16 protein-coding genes are annotated in these 20011 nt (G+C 53.9%); 11 read left to right on the top strand and 5 right to left on the bottom strand.

The window, feature by feature from the left end; translation table 11 throughout:
• The first annotated feature begins 5 nt into the window (after positions 1-5).
• The 5 genes from araA to rluA all read left to right on the top strand — a co-directional run bounded on the left by araA (position 6) and on the right by rluA (position 8656).
• Positions 6-1508, top strand: coding sequence for an L-arabinose isomerase (gene araA, locus K0778_RS04775; RefSeq protein ID WP_000151734.1), 1503 nt, complete (start codon positions 6-8; stop codon positions 1506-1508).
• Between the two features lie 284 nt (positions 1509-1792).
• Positions 1793-2488, top strand: a complete 696-nt coding sequence (gene araD / locus K0778_RS04770; RefSeq protein WP_000888666.1) for an L-ribulose-5-phosphate 4-epimerase — start codon at positions 1793-1795, stop codon at positions 2486-2488.
• Positions 2489-2562: 74 nt separating this feature from the next.
• Positions 2563-4914, top strand: coding sequence for a DNA polymerase II (gene polB, locus K0778_RS04765; RefSeq protein WP_000035670.1), 2352 nt, complete (start codon positions 2563-2565; stop codon positions 4912-4914).
• Positions 4915-5078: 164 nt separating this feature from the next.
• The gene (rapA, locus tag K0778_RS04760; protein ID WP_001117011.1) at positions 5079-7985 is read left to right on the top strand and encodes an RNA polymerase-associated protein RapA; all 2907 of its coding nucleotides are present in this window, start codon (positions 5079-5081) and stop codon (positions 7983-7985) included.
• 11 nt (positions 7986-7996) lie between these two features.
• On the top strand, positions 7997-8656 hold the full coding sequence (rluA, locus tag K0778_RS04755; protein ID WP_000525176.1) for a bifunctional tRNA pseudouridine(32) synthase/23S rRNA pseudouridine(746) synthase RluA: 660 nt from the start codon (positions 7997-7999) through the stop codon (positions 8654-8656).
• A gap of 116 nt (positions 8657-8772) precedes the next feature.
• Here rluA and djlA read toward each other — a convergent pair whose 3' ends face one another.
• On the bottom strand, positions 8773-9588 hold the full coding sequence (djlA, locus tag K0778_RS04750; protein WP_001200579.1) for a co-chaperone DjlA: 816 nt from the start codon (positions 9586-9588) through the stop codon (positions 8773-8775).
• 254 nt (positions 9589-9842) lie between these two features.
• On the opposite strand from djlA, the gene lptD reads away from it, so the two are divergent.
• Genes lptD through apaH form a run of 6 tightly spaced genes read left to right on the top strand, consistent with a single transcriptional unit; the run spans position 9843 to position 16572 of the window.
• Complete coding sequence (gene lptD, locus K0778_RS04745) at positions 9843-12197, top strand: LPS assembly protein LptD (protein WP_000746151.1); 2355 nt, start codon at positions 9843-9845, stop codon at positions 12195-12197.
• 52 nt (positions 12198-12249) lie between these two features.
• Positions 12250-13536: a peptidylprolyl isomerase SurA gene (gene surA / locus K0778_RS04740; protein WP_000800457.1), complete on the top strand. Its 1287-nt coding sequence runs from the start codon at positions 12250-12252 to the stop codon at positions 13534-13536.
• Positions 13536-14525 (top strand): 4-hydroxythreonine-4-phosphate dehydrogenase PdxA, encoded by a 990-nt coding sequence (gene pdxA / locus K0778_RS04735; RefSeq protein WP_001619102.1) that lies wholly within the window; start codon positions 13536-13538, stop codon positions 14523-14525. Before surA ends, pdxA begins: the two co-directional genes overlap by 1 nt.
• A complete protein-coding gene (gene rsmA, locus K0778_RS04730) occupies positions 14522-15343 on the top strand; it encodes a 16S rRNA (adenine(1518)-N(6)/adenine(1519)-N(6))-dimethyltransferase RsmA (protein ID WP_001065381.1) in 822 nt (273 codons plus the stop codon). The genes pdxA and rsmA overlap by 4 nt, the downstream gene beginning before the upstream one ends.
• 2 nt (positions 15344-15345) lie before the next feature.
• Positions 15346-15723 (top strand): Co2+/Mg2+ efflux protein ApaG, encoded by a 378-nt coding sequence (gene apaG / locus K0778_RS04725; RefSeq protein WP_000610901.1) that lies wholly within the window; start codon positions 15346-15348, stop codon positions 15721-15723.
• Between the two features lie 6 nt (positions 15724-15729).
• The gene (gene apaH / locus K0778_RS04720) at positions 15730-16572 is read left to right on the top strand and encodes a bis(5'-nucleosyl)-tetraphosphatase (symmetrical) ApaH (protein WP_000257194.1); all 843 of its coding nucleotides are present in this window, start codon (positions 15730-15732) and stop codon (positions 16570-16572) included.
• A gap of 77 nt (positions 16573-16649) precedes the next feature.
• Here the strand turns inward: apaH and folA are convergent, their stop codons facing one another.
• The 4 genes from folA to K0778_RS04700 form a co-directional block, all read right to left on the bottom strand.
• Positions 16650-17129 (bottom strand): type 3 dihydrofolate reductase, encoded by a 480-nt coding sequence (folA, locus tag K0778_RS04715; protein WP_000624375.1) that lies wholly within the window; start codon positions 17127-17129, stop codon positions 16650-16652.
• A gap of 191 nt (positions 17130-17320) precedes the next feature.
• Positions 17321-19183 carry a glutathione-regulated potassium-efflux system protein KefC gene (kefC, locus tag K0778_RS04710; RefSeq protein ID WP_001619101.1) on the bottom strand — a complete coding sequence of 621 codons (1863 nt, stop codon included), beginning with the start codon at positions 19181-19183 and terminating at the stop codon, positions 17321-17323.
• Positions 19176-19706 (bottom strand): glutathione-regulated potassium-efflux system oxidoreductase KefF, encoded by a 531-nt coding sequence (gene kefF / locus K0778_RS04705; RefSeq protein WP_000600725.1) that lies wholly within the window; start codon positions 19704-19706, stop codon positions 19176-19178. Before kefF ends, kefC begins: the two co-directional genes overlap by 8 nt.
• Positions 19707-19786: 80 nt before the next feature.
• On the bottom strand, positions 19787-20011 hold a 225-nt coding region (locus tag K0778_RS04700; protein WP_024169623.1), incomplete at its 5' end, for an IS1 family transposase.

The following is a 20011-nucleotide window of genomic DNA, read 5'->3' as shown; positions in this document are numbered from 1 at the left end:
CGATAATGACGATTTTTGATAATTATGAAGTGTGGTTTGTCATTGGCAGCCAGCATCTGTATGGCCCGGAAACCCTGCGTCAGGTCACCCAACATGCCGAGCACGTTGTTAATGCGCTGAATACGGAAGCGAAACTGCCCTGCAAACTGGTGTTGAAACCGCTGGGCACCACGCCGGATGAAATCACCGCTATTTGCCGCGACGCGAATTACGACGATCGTTGCGCTGGTCTGGTGGTGTGGCTGCACACCTTCTCCCCGGCCAAAATGTGGATCAACGGCCTGACCATGCTCAACAAACCGTTGCTGCAATTCCACACCCAGTTCAACGCGGCGCTGCCGTGGGACAGTATCGATATGGACTTTATGAACCTGAACCAGACTGCACATGGCGGTCGCGAGTTCGGCTTCATTGGCGCGCGTATGCGTCAGCAACATGCCGTCGTTACCGGTCACTGGCAGGATAAACAAGCCCATGAGCGTATCGGCTCCTGGATGCGTCAGGCGGTTTCTAAACAGGATACCCGTCATCTGAAAGTCTGCCGTTTTGGCGATAACATGCGTGAAGTGGCGGTCACCGATGGTGATAAAGTTGCCGCACAGATCAAGTTCGGTTTCTCCGTCAATACCTGGGCGGTTGGCGATCTGGTGCAGGTGGTGAACTCCATCAGCGACGGCGATGTTAACGCGCTGGTCGATGAGTACGAAAGCTGCTACACCATGACGCCTGCAACACAAATCCACGGCGAAAAACGACAGAACGTGCTGGAAGCGGCGCGTATTGAGCTGGGGATGAAGCGTTTCCTGGAACAAGGTGGCTTCCACGCGTTCACCACCACCTTTGAAGATTTGCACGGTCTGAAACAGCTTCCAGGTCTGGCCGTACAGCGTCTGATGCAGCAGGGTTACGGCTTTGCGGGCGAAGGCGACTGGAAAACCGCCGCCCTGCTTCGCATCATGAAGGTGATGTCAACCGGTCTGCAGGGCGGCACCTCCTTTATGGAGGACTACACCTATCACTTCGAGAAAGGTAATGACCTGGTGCTCGGCTCCCATATGCTGGAAGTCTGCCCGTCGATTGCCGTAGAAGAGAAACCGATCCTCGACGTTCAGCATCTCGGTATTGGTGGTAAGGACGATCCTGCCCGACTGATCTTCAATACCCAAACCGGTCCAGCGATTGTCGCCAGCCTGATTGATCTCGGCGATCGTTACCGTCTGCTGGTTAACTGTATCGACACGGTGAAAACACCGCACTCCCTGCCGAAACTGCCGGTGGCGAATGCGCTGTGGAAAGCGCAACCGGATCTGCCAACTGCTTCCGAAGCGTGGATCCTCGCTGGTGGCGCGCACCATACCGTCTTCAGCCATGCGCTGAACCTCAACGATATGCGCCAGTTCGCCGAGATGCACGACATTGAAATCACGGTGATTGATAACGACACCCGCCTGCCAGCGTTTAAAGACGCACTGCGCTGGAACGAAGTGTATTACGGATTTCGTCGCTAAGTAGCCGCATCAGGTATGTAACGCCTGATGCGATGCTGGCGCGTCTTATCAGGCCTACACGTTGCGATTTTGTAGGCCGGATAAGCAAACCGCATCCGGCATTCAACGCCTGATGCGACGCTGGCGCGTCTTATCAGGCCTACGCGTTCCGATTTTGTAGGCCGGATAAGCAAAGCGCATCCGGCATTCAACGCCTGATGCGACGCTGGCGCGTCTTATCAGGCCTACACGCTGCGATTTTGTAGGCCGGATAAGCAAAGCGCATCCGGCACGAAGGAGTCAACATGTTAGAAGATCTCAAACGCCAGGTATTAGAAGCCAACCTGGCGCTGCCAAAACACAACCTGGTCACGCTCACATGGGGCAACGTCAGCGCCGTTGATCGCGAGCGCGGCGTCTTTGTGATCAAACCTTCCGGCGTCGATTACAGCGTCATGACCGCTGACGATATGGTCGTGGTTAGCATCGAAACCGGTGAAGTGGTTGAAGGTACGAAAAAGCCCTCCTCCGACACGCCAACTCACCGGCTGCTCTATCAGGCATTCCCCTCCATTGGCGGCATTGTGCATACGCACTCGCGCCACGCCACCATCTGGGCGCAGGCGGGTCAGTCGATTCCAGCAACCGGCACCACCCACGCCGACTATTTCTACGGCACCATTCCCTGCACCCGCAAAATGACCGACGCAGAAATCAACGGCGAATATGAGTGGGAAACCGGTAACGTCATCGTAGAAACCTTTGAAAAACAGGGTATCGATGCAGCGCAAATGCCCGGCGTTCTGGTCCATTCCCACGGCCCGTTTGCATGGGGCAAAAATGCCGAAGATGCGGTGCATAACGCCATCGTGCTGGAAGAGGTCGCTTATATGGGGATATTCTGCCGTCAGTTAGCGCCGCAGTTACCGGATATGCAGCAAACGCTGCTGGATAAACACTATCTGCGTAAGCATGGCGCGAAGGCATATTACGGGCAGTAATGACTGTATAAAACCACAGCCAATCAAACGAAACCAGGCTATACTCAAGCCTGGTTTTTTGATGGATTTTCAGCGTGGCGCAGGCAGGTTTTATCTTAACCCGACACTGGCGGGACACCCCGCAAGGGACAGAAGTCTCCTTCTGGCTGGCGACGGACAACGGGCCGTTGCAGGTTACGCTTGCACCGCAAGAGTCCGTGGCGTTTATTCCCGCCGATCAGGTTCCCCGCGCTCAGCATATTTTGCAAGGTGAACAAGGCTTTCGCCTGACACCGCTGGCGTTAAAGGATTTTCACCGCCAGCCGGTGTATGGCCTTTACTGTCGCGCCCATCGCCAATTGATGAATTACGAAAAGCGCCTGCGTGAAGGTGGCGTTACCGTCTACGAGGCCGATGTGCGTCCGCCAGAACGCTATCTGATGGAGCGGTTTATCACCTCACCGGTGTGGGTCGAGGGTGATATGCACAATGGCACTATCGTTAATGCCCGTCTGAAACCGCATCCCGACTATCGTCCGCCGCTCAAGTGGGTTTCTATAGATATTGAAACCACCCGCCACGGTGAGCTGTACTGCATCGGCCTGGAAGGCTGCGGGCAGCGCATCGTTTATATGCTGGGGCCGGAGAATGGCGACGCCTCCTCGCTTGATTTCGAACTGGAATACGTCGCCAGCCGCCCGCAGTTGCTGGAAAAACTCAACGCCTGGTTTGCCAACTACGATCCTGATGTGATCATCGGTTGGAACGTGGTGCAGTTCGATCTGCGAATGCTGCAAAAACATGCCGAGCGTTACCGTCTTCCGCTGCGTCTTGGGCGCGATAATAGCGAGCTGGAGTGGCGCGAGCACGGCTTTAAAAACGGCGTCTTTTTTGCCCAGGCTAAAGGTCGGCTAATTATCGACGGTATCGAGGCGCTGAAATCCGCGTTCTGGAATTTCTCTTCATTCTCGCTGGAAACTGTCGCTCAGGAGCTATTAGGCGAAGGAAAATCTATCGATAACCCGTGGGATCGAATGGACGAAATTGACCGCCGTTTCGCCGAAGATAAACCTGCGCTGGCAACTTATAACCTGAAAGATTGCGAGCTGGTGACGCAGATCTTCCACAAAACTGAAATCATGCCATTTTTACTCGAACGGGCAACGGTGAACGGCCTGCCGGTGGACCGACACGGCGGTTCGGTGGCGGCATTTGGTCATCTCTATTTTCCGCGAATGCATCGCGCTGGTTATGTCGCGCCTAATCTCGGCGAAGTGCCGCCGCACGCCAGCCCTGGCGGCTACGTGATGGATTCACGGCCAGGGCTTTATGATTCAGTGCTGGTGCTGGACTATAAAAGCCTGTACCCGTCGATCATCCGCACCTTTCTGATTGATCCCGTCGGGCTGGTGGAAGGCATGGCGCAGCCTGATCCAGAGCACAGTACCGAAGGTTTTCTCGATGCCTGGTTCTCGCGAGAAAAACATTGCCTGCCGGAGATTGTGACTAACATCTGGCACGGGCGCGATGAAGCCAAACGCCAGGGTAACAAACCGCTGTCGCAGGCGCTGAAAATCATCATGAATGCCTTTTATGGCGTGCTCGGCACCACCGCCTGCCGCTTCTTCGATCCGCGGCTGGCATCGTCGATCACCATGCGTGGTCATCAGATCATGCGGCAAACCAAAGCGTTGATTGAAGCACAGGGCTACGACGTTATCTACGGCGATACCGACTCAACGTTTGTCTGGCTGAAAGGCGCACATTCGGAAGAAGAAGCGGCGAAAATCGGTCGTGCACTGGTGCAGCACGTTAACGCCTGGTGGGCGGAAACGCTGCAAAAACAACGGCTGACCAGCGCATTAGAACTGGAGTATGAAACCCATTTCTGCCGTTTTCTGATGCCAACCATTCGCGGAGCCGATACCGGCAGTAAAAAGCGTTATGCCGGACTGATTCAGGAGGGCGACAAGCAGCGGATGGTGTTTAAAGGGCTGGAAACCGTGCGCACCGACTGGACGCCGCTGGCCCAGCAGTTTCAGCAGGAGCTATACCTGCGCATCTTCCGCAACGAGCCATATCAGGAATATGTACGCGAAACCATCGACAAACTGATGGCGGGTGAACTGGATGCGCGACTGGTTTACCGTAAACGCCTTCGCCGTCCGCTGAGCGAGTATCAGCGTAATGTGCCGCCTCATGTACGCGCCGCTCGCCTTGCCGATGAAGAAAACCAAAAGCGTGGTCGCCCCTTGCAATATCAGAATCGCGGCACCATTAAGTACGTATGGACCACCAACGGCCCGGAGCCGCTGGACTACCAACGTTCACCACTGGATTACGAACACTATCTGACCCGCCAGCTACAACCCGTGGCGGAGGGAATACTCCCTTTTATTGAGGATAATTTTGCTACACTTATGACCGGGCAACTTGGGCTATTTTGAGCAAAAAAAAGAGTTCGCCAGATACCATTTTGATGCGTGACGAATGCTTTGCCATCCAGTACCATAGCGCCCTTTCCATTCCTGGACCTGAATAACACCACTACCTCATAAGCACGGTAGCGGGTGGTTATTGCCTGCAATTAAAGATATAGAGCCGAACACATATGCCTTTTACACTTGGTCAACGCTGGATCAGCGATACAGAAAGCGAATTGGGACTTGGAACCGTTGTCGCGGTGGATGCGCGAACTGTCACTTTACTTTTCCCATCTACTGGTGAAAACCGTCTGTACGCACGCAGTGATTCCCCCGTGACCCGCGTGATGTTCAACCCTGGTGATACCATTACCAGCCATGACGGCTGGCAGATGCAAGTCGAAGAAGTAAAAGAAGAAAATGGCTTGCTGACCTATATCGGTACTCGCCTGGATACTGAAGAGTCCGGCGTAGCCCTGCGTGAAGTTTTCCTTGATAGCAAACTGGTGTTCAGCAAACCGCAGGACCGTCTGTTTGCCGGGCAGATTGACCGTATGGACCGCTTTGCGCTGCGTTATCGCGCGCGTAAATATTCCAGCGAACAGTTCCGTATGCCGTACAGCGGCCTGCGCGGTCAGCGTACCAGCCTGATCCCGCATCAGCTCAACATCGCTCATGATGTTGGTCGCCGCCACGCGCCGCGCGTCCTGCTGGCTGACGAAGTGGGTTTAGGGAAAACCATTGAAGCCGGGATGATCCTGCATCAGCAACTGCTCTCTGGCGCTGCTGAACGTGTGCTAATTATCGTCCCGGAAACCTTACAGCATCAGTGGCTGGTAGAAATGCTGCGCCGTTTCAACCTGCGCTTTGCGCTATTTGATGATGAGCGTTATGCCGAAGCTCAGCACGATGCTTACAACCCGTTTGACACCGAACAGCTGGTGATTTGCTCGCTGGATTTTGCCCGTCGTAGCAAACAGCGCCTGGAACATCTCTGTGAAGCCGAATGGGACCTGCTGGTGGTCGATGAAGCGCATCACCTGGTGTGGAGCGAAGATGCGCCAAGCCGTGAATATCAGGCCATTGAACAACTGGCAGAGCACGTGCCGGGCGTTCTGCTGCTGACCGCGACCCCGGAACAGCTGGGGATGGAAAGCCACTTCGCCCGTCTGCGTCTGCTGGACCCGAACCGTTTCCACGATTTTGCGCAGTTCGTTGAAGAGCAGAAAAATTATCGTCCGGTTGCGGACGCCGTTGCCATGCTGCTGGCAGGTAACAAACTGAGCAATGACGAACTGAACATGCTCGGCGAGATGATCGGCGAGCAGGATATCGAGCCGCTGTTGCAGGCAGCAAACAGCGACAGCGAAGATGCCCAGAGCGCCCGTCAGGAGCTGGTTTCGATGCTGATGGATCGCCACGGCACCAGCCGCGTGCTGTTCCGTAACACGCGTAACGGTGTGAAAGGATTCCCGAAACGCGAGCTGCACACCATTAAGCTGCCGCTACCGACGCAGTATCAGACGGCTATTAAAGTCTCCGGCATTATGGGCGCACGTAAAAGTGCGGAAGATCGTGCTCGCGATATGCTCTACCCGGAGCGTATTTATCAGGAATTTGAAGGTGATAACGCCACCTGGTGGAACTTCGATCCGCGCGTTGAGTGGCTGATGGGCTACCTGACCAGCCATCGCTCTCAGAAAGTGCTGGTGATCTGCGCCAAAGCTGCCACTGCGCTGCAACTGGAGCAGGTACTGCGCGAACGTGAAGGTATTCGCGCTGCGGTGTTCCACGAAGGTATGTCGATTATCGAACGTGACCGCGCTGCCGCCTGGTTTGCCGAAGAAGACACCGGCGCACAGGTACTGCTGTGCTCAGAAATCGGTTCTGAAGGACGTAACTTCCAGTTCGCCAGCCACATGGTGATGTTTGACCTGCCATTCAACCCGGATCTACTGGAGCAGCGTATTGGTCGTCTGGATCGTATCGGCCAGGCGCACGATATTCAGATCCATGTGCCTTATCTGGAGAAAACCGCTCAGTCGGTGCTGGTGCGCTGGTATCACGAAGGTCTGGATGCATTTGAGCACACCTGCCCGACCGGACGCACTATTTACGATAGCGTATACAACGATCTGATTAACTATCTGGCTTCACCGGATCAAACCGAAGGCTTTGACGATCTGATCAAAAACTGCCGCGAGCAACATGAAGCGCTGAAAGCACAGCTGGAACAGGGTCGTGACCGCCTGCTGGAAATCCACTCCAACGGTGGCGAAAAAGCCCAGGCACTGGCAGAAAGCATTGAAGAGCAGGATGACGATACCAACCTGATCGCCTTCGCCATGAACCTGTTCGATATTATCGGTATCAATCAGGACGATCGCGGCGACAACATGATCGTGCTGACGCCGTCCGATCATATGCTGGTGCCGGACTTCCCTGGCCTGTCGGAAGATGGCATCACCATCACCTTTGATCGTGAAGTGGCGCTGGCGCGTGAAGATGCACAGTTTATTACCTGGGAGCATCCGCTGATCCGCAACGGTCTGGATCTGATCCTTTCTGGCGATACCGGTAGCAGCACGATTTCACTGTTAAAAAACAAAGCGTTGCCGGTAGGTACGCTGTTGGTGGAACTGATTTATGTGGTTGAAGCCCAGGCTCCGAAGCAGTTGCAGCTCAACCGCTTCCTGCCACCGACGCCGGTACGTATGCTGCTGGATAAAAACGGCAACAACCTGGCGGCGCAGGTAGAGTTTGAAACCTTTAACCGCCAGCTTAACGCGGTTAACCGTCACACCGGCAGCAAACTGGTTAACGCCGTGCAGCAGGATGTTCACGCTATCCTTCAACTGGGTGAAGCGCAGATCGAGAAATCTGCCCGTGCATTGATTGATGCAGCGCGTAACGAAGCCGACGAAAAACTGTCTGCCGAGCTGTCTCGTCTGGAAGCTCTGCGTGCAGTGAACCCGAACATTCGTGACGACGAACTGACCGCCATTGAGAGCAACCGTCAGCAGGTAATGGAAAGCCTGGATCAGGCAGGTTGGCGTCTGGATGCCCTGCGTTTGATCGTTGTAACGCATCAGTAACGGAGCCGAAAATGGGGATGGAAAACTACAATCCACCGCAGGAACCCTGGTTGGTTATCCTGTATCAGGATGACCATATTATGGTGGTCAACAAGCCGAGCGGTTTGTTGTCAGTGCCGGGTCGTCTGGAAGAGCACAAAGACAGCGTGATGACGCGCATTCAGCGTGATTATCCGCAGGCAGAATCGGTGCATCGTCTGGATATGGCTACCAGCGGCGTGATTGTAGTGGCGCTGACCAAAGCCGCGGAGCGGGAGTTAAAACGCCAGTTCCGCGAGCGCGAGCCGAAAAAGCAGTATGTGGCCCGCGTCTGGGGGCATCCATCCCCCGCAGAAGGTCTGGTGGATCTGCCGCTGATTTGCGACTGGCCAAACCGCCCGAAACAGAAAGTCTGTTACGAAACGGGTAAACCTGCGCAGACGGAATATGAAGTGGTGGAGTATGCGGCGGATAACACGGCAAGAGTGGTGTTAAAACCGATTACCGGGCGTTCGCATCAATTGCGTGTGCATATGCTGGCGCTGGGTCATCCGATTCTCGGCGATCGTTTTTATGCATCACCAGAAGCGAGAGCGATGGCACCGCGTTTGTTGCTACATGCAGAGATGTTGACGATTACCCATCCGGCGTATGGCAATAGTATGACGTTTAAAGCGCCAGCGGATTTTTAATCGTCACGCTGGCGCAGTTCGGTAGGCGGATAAGGCGTTCACGCCGCATCCGGCAATTGTGCGCCGATTGCCTGATGCGACGCGGGCCGCGTCTTATCAGGCCTACAGTTTAAAACTTATTTAAACCCTTTCTGCTGCTTTATCAGCTCATATGCCTGCTGAATTTCCTGCGCTTTCTGCTTCGCCATCTCCATCATCTCAGGCGGCAAACCTTTCGCCACCAGCTTATCGGGATGGTGTTCACTCATCAGCTTACGGTAGGCACGTTTGATGGTGGTCGCATCATCCGTCGGCTTCACGCCCAGCACATTACAGGCATCTTCCAGCGTTGGGCCACGCTGCGCTTGCTGCCAGTTACCACCGCCAGTTTGCTGCTGATAACCGCCGCCAAACTGTGCACCGCCCTGCATCATGCGCAAAAACTGGTCAAACTGAGCGCGGGAGATCCCTAATTCTTCTGCAATGACATACAGCACCGCCCGTTCATTCGGGTGCAGTGAACCATCAGCAAACGCCGCCTGAATCTGGATCTCCAGAAACATACGAATTAAGTCAAAACGACCAAAGCAGACACTGCGAAACTGGCGCATCTTTTCGCGCAGCGGGTAATTGTCTGATTTTCCCACCCGGAACGCATTTTGCGCCGCAGTACGGGAAGCGCCATGAAGATTCATTCGGTCCATCAACTGGCTGGCGATATGAATATCAGCCTCCGTGACGCGACCTTTGGATTTGGTTAAATGCCCCATCACTTCAAAAGTGGTGGCAAAAAACAGCGCCTGACGCTCACGCTGGTTGGCGAACCACGCCATTTTACGGCTACGGGCTTTATCAAACATATGGCCAATTAACAGGCCTAACACTACGCCCCAAAAGCCGCCGCCCATCAGTAAGGCCACGGCCACGCCAATGATTTTTCCCCAATACTGCATATATTCCCCAAATCGACACACGGATATCAGGGCTATCTCCCACAATATAAAGGTGCTTTTACCGTTTTCCGGCTGCGGTCAATTGTGGGACATCGCCTATAATTTGCATTATCATACCTGTCATTCAATGCCGTGCCTAACACCACTGACGCTATTCGGACAGGATTAACACTAGCGTAGAGATGACGAGTACGTTAGTCTCTGACCGTTTGTCACGCGCAACGTTACCGATGATGGAACAATAAAATCAACGTATGAAAAAACGTATCCCCACTCTCCTGGCCACCATGATTGCCACCGCCCTTTATAGTCAACAGGGACTGGCAGCCGACCTCGCCTCACAGTGCATGTTGGGCGTGCCAAGCTATGACCGTCCTCTGGTACAGGGCGATACCAATGACTTACCCGTGACTATCAATGCTGACCACGCGAAAGGGGACTACCCGGATGACGCCGTGTTTACTGGCAGCGTGGATATCATGCAGGGTAACAGCCGTCTGCAGGCCGACGAAGTGCAGCTCCATCAAAAAGAGGCACCAGGACAACCGGAGCCGGTACGTACCGTTGATGCGCTCGGTAATGTCCATTACGACGATAACCAGGTGATCCTCAAAGGGCCGAAAGGCTGGGCGAATCTGAACACCAAAGATACCAACGTCTGGGAAGGTGATTACCAGATGGTGGGTCGCCAGGGTCGCGGTAAAGCGGACCTGATGAAACAACGTGGCGAAAACCGCTATACCATTCTGGATAACGGTAGCTTTACCTCCTGTCTGCCGGGTTCTGACACCTGGAGCGTGGTAGGTAGCGAAATTATTCATGACCGCGAAGAACAAGTTGCGGAGATCTGGAACGCCCGCTTTAAGGTGGGTCCGGTACCGATCTTTTATAGCCCCTATTTGCAGTTGCCGGTGGGTGACAAACGTCGTTCTGGTTTCTTGATCCCGAACGCCAAGTACACCACCACCAACTACTTCGAGTTCTACCTGCCATATTACTGGAACATCGCGCCAAATATGGATGCCACCATCACGCCGCATTATATGCATCGTCGTGGCAACATCATGTGGGAGAACGAATTCCGCTACCTCTCCCAGGCGGGCGCTGGCTTGATGGAACTGGACTATCTGCCTTCAGATAAAGTCTATGAAGATGAACACCCGAACGATGATAGTTCACGTCGTTGGTTATTCTACTGGAACCACTCCGGGGTCATGGATCAAGTGTGGCGTTTCAACGTCGACTACACCAAGGTCAGCGATCCTAGCTACTTCAATGATTTCGATAACAAGTACGGTTCCAGTACTGACGGCTACGCAACGCAAAAATTCAGCGTTGGCTATGCGGTGCAAAACTTCAATGCCACCGTTTCAACCAAGCAGTTCCAGGTCTTCAGCGAGCAGAATACCAGTAGCTACTCGGCAGAGCCGCAGTTAGACGTTAACTACTACCAGAATGATGTTGGTCCGTTTGATACGCGTATTTACGGCCAGGCAGTGCACTTTGTTAACACCAGAGACGACATGCCTGAAGCAACCCGTGTTCACCTGGAACCGACCATCAATTTGCCGCTCTCTAATAACTGGGGCAGCATCAATACCGAAGCGAAGTTGCTGGCAACCCATTATCAGCAAACTAATCTTGACTGGTATAACTCCAGAAACACGACCAAGCTGGACGAATCCGTTAACCGCGTAATGCCGCAATTCAAAGTTGACGGCAAAATGGTCTTTGAACGCGATATGGAAATGCTGGCTCCGGGTTATACCCAAACGCTGGAACCGCGCGCGCAGTATTTGTACGTGCCGTATCGCGATCAGAGCGACATCTATAACTACGACTCGTCTCTACTGCAATCTGACTACTCTGGCCTGTTCCGGGACCGGACTTACGGCGGTCTTGACCGTATTGCCTCCGCTAACCAGGTGACGACCGGTGTCACATCTCGCATATATGATGATGCTGCCGTTGAACGTTTTAATATTTCCGTTGGTCAAATCTACTATTTCACGGAGTCTCGCACTGGCGATGACAACATAACATGGGAGAATGACGACAAAACGGGCTCACTGGTGTGGGCAGGCGATACTTACTGGCGTATCTCCGAGCGTTGGGGATTGCGTGGCGGGATTCAGTACGATACACGTCTGGATAACGTAGCGACCAGTAACTCCAGCATTGAATACCGTCGGGATGAAGACCGTCTGGTACAGCTGAATTACCGTTACGCCAGCCCGGAATATATTCAGGCTACGCTGCCTAAGTACTATTCCACTGCTGAGCAATATAAGAATGGTATTTCGCAGGTAGGTGCTGTCGCCAGCTGGCCAATTGCCGATCGTTGGTCCATTGTTGGGGCCTACTACTACGACACCAATGCGAACAAGCAAGCCGACTCTATGTTAGGTGTGCAATACAGCTCCTGCTGCTATGCAATTCGCGTCGGTTACGAGCGGAAGCTGAACGGTTGGGATAACGATAAACAACATGCGGTATATGACAACGCAATCGGCTTTAACATCGAACTTCGCGGCCTGAGCTCCAACTACGGTCTGGGTACGCAAGAGATGCTGCGTTCGAACATTCTGCCGTATCAAAACACTTTGTGATTTGTTGATTTACCACGTAATCCGCAGTGCGGTTAATTGAAATGGAAAAAGTATGAAGAACTGGAAAACGCTGCTTCTCGGTATCGCCATGATCGCGAATACCAGTTTCGCTGCCCCCCAGGTAGTCGATAAAGTCGCAGCCGTCGTCAATAACGGCGTCGTGCTGGAAAGCGACGTTGATGGATTAATGCAGTCGGTAAAACTGAACGCTGCTCAGGCAAGGCAGCAGCTTCCTGATGACGCGACGCTGCGCCACCAAATCATGGAACGTTTGATCATGGATCAAATCATCCTGCAGATGGGGCAGAAAATGGGAGTGAAAATCTCCGATGAGCAGCTGGATCAGGCGATTGCTAACATCGCGAAACAGAACAACATGACGCTGGATCAGATGCGCAGCCGTCTGGCTTACGATGGTCTGAACTACAACACCTATCGTAACCAGATCCGCAAAGAGATGATTATCTCTGAAGTGCGTAACAACGAGGTGCGTCGTCGCATCACCATCCTGCCGCAGGAAGTCGAATCCCTGGCGCAGCAGGTGGGTAACCAAAACGACGCCAGCACTGAGCTGAACCTGAGCCACATCCTGATCCCGCTGCCGGAAAACCCGACCTCTGATCAAGTGAACGAAGCGGAAAGCCAGGCGCGCGCCATTGTCGATCAGGCGCGTAACGGCGCTGATTTCGGTAAGCTGGCGATTGCTCATTCTGCCGACCAGCAGGCGCTGAACGGCGGCCAGATGGGCTGGGGCCGTATTCAGGAGTTGCCGGGGATCTTCGCCCAGGCATTAAGCACCGCGAAGAAAGGCGACATTGTTGGCCCGATTCGTTCCGGCGTTGGCTTCCATATTCTGAAAGTTAACGACCTGCGCGGCGAAAGCAAAAATATCTCGGTGACCGAAGTTCATGCTCGCCATATTCTGCTGAAACCGTCGCCGATCATGACTGACGAACAGGCCCGTGTGAAACTGGAACAGATTGCTGCTGATATCAAGAGTGGTAAAACGACTTTTGCTGCCGCAGCGAAAGAGTTCTCTCAGGATCCAGGTTCTGCTAACCAGGGCGGCGATCTCGGCTGGGCTACACCAGATATTTTCGATCCGGCTTTCCGTGACGCCCTGACCCGCCTGAACAAAGGTCAAATGAGTGCACCGGTTCACTCTTCATTCGGCTGGCATTTAATCGAACTGCTGGATACCCGTAATGTCGATAAAACCGACGCTGCGCAGAAAGATCGTGCATACCGCATGCTGATGAACCGTAAGTTCTCGGAAGAAGCAGCAAGCTGGATGCAGGAACAACGTGCCAGCGCCTACGTAAAAATCCTGAGCAACTAATGGTTAAAACCCAACGTGTTGTGATCACTCCCGGCGAGCCCGCCGGGATTGGCCCGGACTTAGTTGTCCAGCTTGCACAGCGTGAGTGGCCGGTCGAACTGGTTGTTTGTGCCGATGCCACTCTCCTTACCGACCGGGCAGCGATGCTCGGTTTGCCGCTCACCCTCCGCCCTTATTCCCCCAACTCCCCTGCACAACCGCAAACTGCGGGCACATTAACGCTACTTCCTGTTGCGCTACGCGAATCTGTCACTGCGGGGCAGTTAGCGATTGAAAATGGGCATTACGTGGTGGAAACGCTGGCGAGAGCGTGTGATGGCTGTCTGAACGGTGAATTTGCTGCGCTGATCACAGGCCCCGTGCATAAAGGCGTCATTAACGACGCTGGCATTCCGTTTACCGGTCATACCGAGTTTTTCGAAGAGCGTTCGCAGGCGAAAAAAGTGGTGATGATGCTGGCGACCGAAGAACTTCGCGTGGCGCTGGCAACGACGCATTTACCGCTGCGCGATATCGCAGACGCTATCACCCCTGCACTTTTGCACGAAGTTATTGCTATTTTGCATCACGATTTACGGACCAAATTTGGTATTGCCGAACCGCGCATTCTGGTCTGCGGGCTGAATCCGCACGCGGGCGAAGGCGGTCATATGGGTACGGAAGAGATAGACACCATTATTCCGGTGCTCAATGAGCTGCGGGCGCAGGGGATGAAACTCAACGGCCCGCTGCCTGCCGATACCCTGTTTCAGCCGAAATATCTCGATAACGCCGATGCCGTGCTGGCGATGTACCACGATCAGGGTCTTCCCGTGCTAAAATACCAGGGCTTCGGGCGCGGTGTGAACATTACGCTGGGCCTACCCTTTATTCGCACATCAGTGGACCACGGCACCGCGCTTGAACTGGCGGGACGTGGTAAAGCCGATGTCGGCAGTTTTATTACGGCGCTTAATCTCGCCATCAAAATGATTGTTAACACCCAATGAATAATCGAGTCCACCAGGGCCACTTAGCCCGTAAACGCTTCGGGCAAAACTTTCTCAACGATCAGTTCGTGATCGACAGCATTGTTTCTGCCATTAACCCGCAAAAGGGCCAGGCGATGGTCGAAATCGGCCCCGGTCTGGCGGCATTGACCGAACCGGTCGGCGAACGTCTGGACCAGCTGACGGTCATCGAACTTGACCGCGATCTGGCGGCACGTCTGCAAACGCATCCTTTCTTAGGCCCGAAACTGACGATTTATCAGCAGGATGCGATGACCTTTAACTTTGGCGAACTGGCCGAGAAAATGGGTCAGCCGCTGCGTGTTTTCGGCAACCTGCCTTATAACATCTCCACGCCGTTGATGTTCCATCTGTTTAGCTATACTGATGCCATTGCCGACATGCACTTTATGTTGCAAAAAGAGGTGGTGAATCGTCTGGTTGCAGGACCGAACAGCAAAGCGTATGGTCGATTAAGCGTCATGGCGCAATACTATTGCAATGTGATCCCGGTACTGGAAGTACCGCCGTCAGCCTTTACACCACCACCCAAAGTGGATTCCGCCGTCGTGCGCCTGGTTCCTCATGCAACGATGCCTCACCCGGTTAAAGATGTTCGTGTGTTGAGCCGCATCACCACCGAAGCCTTTAACCAGCGTCGTAAAACCATTCGTAACAGCCTCGGCAACCTGTTTAGCGTCGAGGTGTTAACGGGAATGGGGATCGACCCGGCGATGCGAGCGGAAAATATCTCTGTCGCGCAATATTGCCAGATGGCGAACTATCTGGCGGAGAACGCGCCTTTGCAGGAGAGTTAACGATGATCAATTCGCCCCGAGTGTGTATTCAGGTTCAAAGCGTCTACATTGAGGCACAATCTTCACCTGATAATGAACGTTACGTTTTTGCTTATACCGTAACCATACGCAATCTGGGGCGAGCGCCAGTGCAGTTGTTGGGGCGTTACTGGCTGATCACCAATGGCAATGGCCGTGAAACCGAAGTCCAGGGCGAAGGAGTGGTTGGCGTCCAGCCACTTATCGCGCCTGGCGAAGAGTACCAGTACACCAGCGGTGCAATCATTGAAACCCCGCTGGGCACCATGCAGGGTCACTACGAAATGATCGATGAAAATGGCGTCCCTTTCAGCATCGACATTCCCGTATTCCGACTCGCCGTTCCCACACTCATTCATTAAAAGAATATGGCGACATACCTTATTGGCGACGTTCATGGTTGTTACGATGAACTGATCGCATTGCTGCATAAAGTAGAATTTACCCCTGGGAAAGATACCCTCTGGCTGACGGGCGATCTGGTCGCGCGCGGCCCGGGTTCGCTGGATGTTCTGCGCTATGTGAAATCCTTAGGCGACAGCGTACGTCTGGTGCTGGGCAATCACGATCTGCATCTGCTGGCGGTATTTGCCGGGATCAGCCGCAATAAACCGAAAGATCGCCTGACACCGCTGCTGGAAGCGCCGGATGCCGACGAGCTGCTTAACTGGCTGCGTCGCCAGCCTCTGCTGCAAATCGACGAAGAGAAAAAGTTGGTGATGGCCCACGCCGGGATAACGCCACAGTGGGATCTACAGACCGCCAAAGAGTGCGCGCGCGATGTAGAAGCGGTGCTGTCGAGCGACTCCTATCCCTTCTTCCTTGATGCCATGTACGGCGATATGCCAAATAACTGGTCACCGGAATTGCGGGGGCTGGGAAGACTGCGTTTTATCACCAACGCCTTTACCCGTATGCGTTTTTGCTTCCCGAACGGTCAACTGGATATGTACAGCAAAGAATCGCCGGAAGAGGCCCCTGCCCCACTGAAACCGTGGTTTGCCATTCCTGGCCCTGTCGCTGAAGAATACAGCATCGCCTTTGGTCACTGGGCATCGCTGGAGGGCAAAGGTACGCCGGAAGGTATTTACGCGCTGGATACCGGCTGCTGCTGGGGTGGTACATTAACCTGCCTGCGCTGGGAAGATAAACAGTATTTTGTCCAGCCGTCGAACCGGCATAAGGATATGGGCGAAGCGGCGGCGTCTTAAACACAGCCTGATACAGGAAGGCCGGATAAGACGCGACCGGCGTCGCATCCGGCACTATCCGTAAATTCTATACAAAATTACCGCCGCTCCAGAATCTCAAAGCAATAGCTGTGAGAGTTCTGCGCATCGGCGTCGTGGAATTCGCTGAATACCGATTCCCAGTCATCCGGCTCGTAATCCGGGAAATGGGTGTCGCCTTCCACTTCTGCGTCGATATGCGTCAGATACAGTTTTTGCGCTTTTGGCAGGAACTGCTCATAAACGCGACCGCCGCCAATCACCATGATTTCTGGTACGTCACCACACGCCGCGATGGCTTCATCAACCGATTTCACCCACGTTACGCGATCGTCCGTACCCGGTTGACTGCTGAGGATAATATTTTTGCGTCCTGGCAGCGGACGACCTATGGATTCCCAGGTATGGCGGCCCATAATCACGGGTTTATTTAAGGTGTTGCGTTTAAACCAGGCGAGATCGGCAGGCAGGTTCCACGGCATGGCGTTTTCCATGCCGATAACGCGATCTACCGCTAACGCCGCAATCAGACTGATCATTGAGATTTCCCGATAAAAAAAATTGTCGCCACTATACGTAAAGCGTAAACCGTCGTCGACTGGTGCGAGGATGATGTTGAGGAAAATTTTATATTCTGCTGGCGAGTCCACGCTCTCTCCCTGGACTCGCCACATTACAATGAAACAAAAACAAACAGTTAGCTGTAAAGTGTGATTTACGTCACTCTTTATTAGGATGAGGGTTTCGTTTCCGGTTCATCCGCCATGTTGCCGGTATGTTTACCTTCTTCTGTTCCCTGCCAGCCATGTCGTTGAATTAATGACAGATGTTCGCGGTCCTCGGTAATGATCTCACTTAACATCGCGCTGGTGCGTTTATAGACCGCCGCGCGGGCTTTGGTGTCGTTCTCAACCATTGCCATCTCTTCCACCATCTGAATATTAAAGCGGCGGAACACATCGGCACGTTCTCGCGCTTCATACGGCCCCAGACCTAAACTTTCCAGTGCCAGACGCCCGGTTTTCAGCGCACCTTCGAAGGTTTCACGCTCCGGCTTTTCAACGCCTGCCTGACGCAAACGAATGTAGTGGTCGACATCGCGGGCGCGGGCAATAATCTGCAAATGCGGGAAATGTTCTTTCACCATCTCTGTCAGTTGCAGGTTGGTTTGCGGATCGTCGATGGCGTTAATCAGCACTTCCGCTTTCGCCGCTCCGGCTGATTCCAGTAAATCCATCCGCGTGGCATCGCCATAAAACACTTTCATACCAAATTTACGCAAGGTTTCGATATGGTCCGGATCGTGATCGAGCACCACCATTTTCACCCCGCTGGAGAGCAGTAAACGTCCGGTGATCTGCCCAAAACGACCGAATCCGGCAATGATTACCCGCGGCTGTTCTTCATCGATCTCATCGGCTTCACGCGCTTCCTCAGTAGAAGATTGCTCAAGGCGATTGAGGATCACCAGCAGAGTCGGCGTTGCTGCCATCGACAGCGCCACCGCCAGGGTCAGCGATTTCGCCCACTCCGGCTCCAGCACATTCGCCATCTGCGCCGCACCAAACACCACAAAGGCAAACTCACTACCCTGCCCTAACAACACCGCAAACCAGCGACGCTGTTTATTTGGCACCTGCAACGGTCGGGCAATCAGCCACAGCATGGCGATTTTGATGATGAGGAAACCGAGCAGCAAAATGACAATGCGCAATGGGTTTTCAATCAGCGTGCCAAAGTCTATCGACATGCCAACACCGATGAAAAACAGCCCCAACAGCAAACCTTTAAACGGTTCGATATCGCTCTCCAGCGCATGACGGTATTCCGAGCTTGCCAGCAGTACGCCCGCCAGAAACGCGCCCATCGCCATCGACAAGCCGACCTCTTCCAGCAGCAAACCAAAGCCAAACACAAGGAATAACGCCACGGCACTAAACACTTCCCGCAAGCCAGAGCGGGCAACAAAACGCAGCGCCGGACGCGTAACATAGCGCCCCAGCAATACCACCAGTACCAGCGCACCCGCCACTTTTAACGCCGAGAGAGCAAATGCGCCCATCGTCGTCGAGGCACTGCTCGCCGCCAGTAGCGGAATCATCGCCACCAGCGGGATCGCCGCGATATCCTGGAACAGCAGCACCGCAAAGGCACTGCGGCCCATTTGCGTCACCATCAGATTGCGTTCATTCATCGCCTGCATGGCAATCGCCGTTGATGAGAGCGCCAGCGTCATGCCGATCAATTCCGCGACCTGCCAGCGCAGCCCAAGTAACATGCAGAACAGCCCCAGCAGGCCGCCGCAAATCACCATCTGTAATGCACCACCGCCGAACACTGCCGCACGCAGCTTCCACAGCCTTTGTGGATCGAGTTCGAGGCCGATAATAAACAGCATCAGCACCACGCCAATCTCGGCAAAGTGCAGGATAGATTCGGCATCGGTCACCAGTCGCAGCCCCCACGGGCCAATAATGCAGCCGGCGATCAGGTAGCCAAGTACCGATCCCAGACCAAGACGTACCGCAATGGGTACAATCAGCGCTGCCGAACCGAGATAAATCAGCGCCTGAATCAGCGTATGGCTATCCATGATGTGCCTCCTGCCATTCCAGCAGACGTTGCTTATAGTGACGCGCCTGCCCTTCGAGGGTTTCGTCGTCACAAATAAAGGTGCAGTGCATGGCAAACGGTGGCAGCCAGTTCAGCCCGCAGTAGATTGCCGTCGCCTGTAGCGGCTGCGACAGCACATCAAAACCCGGATGCGCACCAATTTCAAAATGGCTTTCCCCGCCGCCGGTCGTCACCGCCCACAGCAAATGTTTGCCATGCAGCGCCGTGCCGCCGTGACCGTAAGCCCAGCCGTGCGAGAAAACTTTATCGATCCAAAGTTTAAGGAGCGGAGGAATGCTGTACCACTGCATCGGGTGCTGCCAGACGATCAGATCGGCGCGAGACAGCGCCTCCTGCTCGGCGGCAATATCGATATTGAAGTCAGGATAGAGTTGATAAAGAGAGCGAATTTCGACGCCTTCCAGCGTCCTTGCCTGTTCAAGCATCCGTTTATTCGCATGGGAATGATGCGGATACGGATGCGCATAAATTATGAGGATCATAGTTATTAGCCCGCGTGTTTACGCCTTTGTTTTCCCACAAAGTGTAGTCATATATTCACGCGGCTGGTAATGACTCCAACTTATTGATAGTGTTTTATGTTCAGATAATGCCCGATGACTTTGTCATGCAGCTCCACCGATTTTGAGAACGACAGTGACTTCCGTCCCAGCCTTGCCAGATGTTGTCTCAGATTCAGGTTATGCCGCTCAATTCGCTGAGTGTAACGCTTGCTGATTACGTGCAGCTTTCCCTTCAGGCGGGATTCATACAGCGGCCAGCCATCCGTCATCCATACCACGACCTC

It is taken from the genome of Escherichia sp. XD33 (assembly GCF_019375075.1).
Lineage (GTDB): Bacteria > Pseudomonadota > Gammaproteobacteria > Enterobacterales > Enterobacteriaceae > Enterobacter > Enterobacter flexneri_A.
Note: the sequence above shows the minus strand (reverse complement) of the source record. Positions and strands in the feature narration are given on the sequence as shown.